The following is a 2,298-nucleotide window of genomic DNA, read 5'->3' as shown; positions in this document are numbered from 1 at the left end:
TCTTTAAGTTCTTTTAATGCTACTTTTAATGACTCTCTTAATGCATTGGAAATGTTAGGTAAAATCATCGATAAAAATTTAATCAAAATGAGGCTTCCTACTCTTTCAATCATTTTACTTAACCTCCTCTTTCTTTAACTTTTTATAAGCATTAACCATTTTATATAAGTAATTAAAAAAATTAACTGATGGAAAAATAGCTCCATTATACCTTTGAATGAACTTTATTAAATTTTGGAGATTGATAAAATTTACTTCCATATAATCTTTAACTTTTTCAAAATAATCTAACTCGTTAGTTTTTAACCTTTCTAATTCTTTAGTTTTTTCACTTATTAATCTTAACTCATTCTCTACTTTTTCTATATCTATGTCTCGCCTTTTACAAAAAGTAAAAAATGCAGTATCTTGTAAATCTTTATAGCATAAAAACTCCCCAATTGAATATTTCAATTCGCATATGCTATAAAGATTAACCCCTAAAATTTGATATAATCCGAAAGATGTCGCAAAAATTACTTTAGCTGTGTCTTTAGAACATCTATTGAATGCCTGTATTAGATTTAGAATCTTCTCATTTCCCTTTTTTTCTGCCTTTATAAAATAGCTCTCCTCGTATCTCAAAGCAAATGGGTTATTGTTTGACTCTACATATGCAATAACTTCTTTAAGTGTCATCTTTTTTGAACTAATTCCTTTAATATCTCCACTGTAGACTCAATATTCTTAATTCTTTCATTCAAAACATCTTCAAGCCTCCTTATTTCTACTCTAATATAAAACTGAATAATCACGATAAATAAGTTAATAAAAAGTAAAATTACTTCATTCGAAAATATTTTATCCATCTTTTACCTTTAAATCCTTCAGTAAATAAACATTCTAAACAAATAAACTTCTGAAGGCACATCTTGGCTCTTCAATACATATAACCCTGTCTGTATTGGCAATGTAAACATTTCTTTTTCTGTAAGCTCAGCAAAAACTATGCTATAATCAGTATTTGTAATTACTACATTACCTGACATTACTAAAACTGCGACTGTATTTGATGAAGTGTCTACTTTTGCTTCTTCCCAAGGCTTTAAATATAATTTATCTACCATACTTTCTTTTCCTCCTAATTATAATAAAATTGCGGAATATCTTAAAATTATAAGCGTATCCCTTAAAATTATTACTCAATACACCTCTAAAGAAATAATAGTTTCGTCTTCTATAATTCATTAAACATTTTACTTAAAATATCTGAAATTCTGTACCTGGCTTTTTTAAAGGCACAAGTCCTTCATACATTCTTTGCATATTAACCCCTATAAATGCCAATCTTCCTGTTACTTTGTAGCCTTGCCTTGTTACGTGAACGTAATTATCCCACGCTTTTCTGTCTTCATCAGTAAAAGTTTCTTGTGGGTGTATCATAAGCTCATCGAACCTATCTCCTTTATTTAAGTATATTCTCATCCCACCAGGGTTTTCTCTACCAAGCCAAAGTCTCATCATATTTCTAATGTTCTTTCTTATTGCTTGCTGTTTCTCAGTATTTGGGTTTTTTGGTTTAGTTGCTATTCTTGCAACATTAATACCGAAATCTCCACGATGATAATAAACTATTTCACCTACCTTATTACTAACCTGTGCACTTAAAAGGGGAAGCTTTACCTTAGCCATACTAACACCTCCTTTTTAGTTTTTTTATATATAATAACACAAAATATTTTTTTGTCAACCCTTTTGGTTCCCACCAGCCTTGCCACTATTCCCCCACCCGCTCCCTCTCTCCCCCAAACCCCCTCTCTCCCTCACCTACCCCTGAGGGAGAGAGGGGGCTTTTAACCCTTTTTATCTAAAAAACTCTCTTTTTCCCTCTTTCAACCCTGAGGGAAAAAGAGAGTTTTTTAGAAACTAAAAAAATGAAACCTTTTCTCTTCTCTCTTCTCCCTGAGAGAGAAGAGAAAAGGTTTCTTAAAACCTTAAAAACAGAAACTCTCTTCTTCTCTCTTCTCATTGCGAGAGAAGAAGAGAGTTTCTTAAAATGAAAAATGACGGAAACTCTCCTCTTCTCTCTTCTTACCGTGAGAGAAGAGGAGAGTTTCCTTAAATAAATAAGGAAGAAAACTCTTTTCTTCTCTCTTCTCACTGAGAGAGAAGAAAAGAGTTTTCTTTAAACCATTGAAACCAAAAAATGAGGATTAAATGAGGATTAACAAAATAACTCCTAATTAACTCCGAATTAACTCCAAAGCTCTAATGAGGATTAAATGAGGATTAAATGAGGATTAAATAATTCTTTTTTAC

At 31.2% G+C, this 2,298-nt stretch carries 4 protein-coding genes; all 4 read right to left on the bottom strand.

The genetic code is table 11. The features are described 5' to 3' along the window. Window positions 1-114: 114 nt before the first annotated feature. The 4 genes from ACP5GV_RS08000 to ACP5GV_RS07985 all read right to left on the bottom strand — a co-directional run bounded on the left by ACP5GV_RS08000 (window position 115) and on the right by ACP5GV_RS07985 (window position 2,140). On the bottom strand, window positions 115-678 hold the full coding sequence (locus tag ACP5GV_RS08000; protein ID WP_428103263.1) for a hypothetical protein: 564 nt from the start codon (window positions 676-678) through the stop codon (window positions 115-117). Window positions 679-866: 188 nt separating this feature from the next. After that, entirely contained in the window at window positions 867-1,106 is a 240-nt protein-coding gene (locus ACP5GV_RS07995) for a hypothetical protein (RefSeq protein ID WP_428103261.1), read from the bottom strand. Between the two features lie 133 nt (window positions 1,107-1,239). Further along, a complete protein-coding gene (locus tag ACP5GV_RS07990; RefSeq protein ID WP_428103259.1) occupies window positions 1,240-1,671 on the bottom strand; it encodes a hypothetical protein in 432 nt (143 codons plus the stop codon). 175 nt (window positions 1,672-1,846) lie between these two features. After that, on the bottom strand, window positions 1,847-2,140 hold the full coding sequence (locus ACP5GV_RS07985) for a hypothetical protein (RefSeq protein WP_428103257.1): 294 nt from the start codon (window positions 2,138-2,140) through the stop codon (window positions 1,847-1,849). Window positions 2,141-2,298: the final 158 nt, after the last annotated feature.

The sequence above is a fragment of the Caldisphaera sp. genome (assembly GCF_049974385.1).
Taxonomy (GTDB): domain Archaea; phylum Thermoproteota; class Thermoprotei_A; order Sulfolobales; family Acidilobaceae; genus Caldisphaera.
Note: the sequence above shows the minus strand (reverse complement) of the source record. Positions and strands in the feature narration are given on the sequence as shown.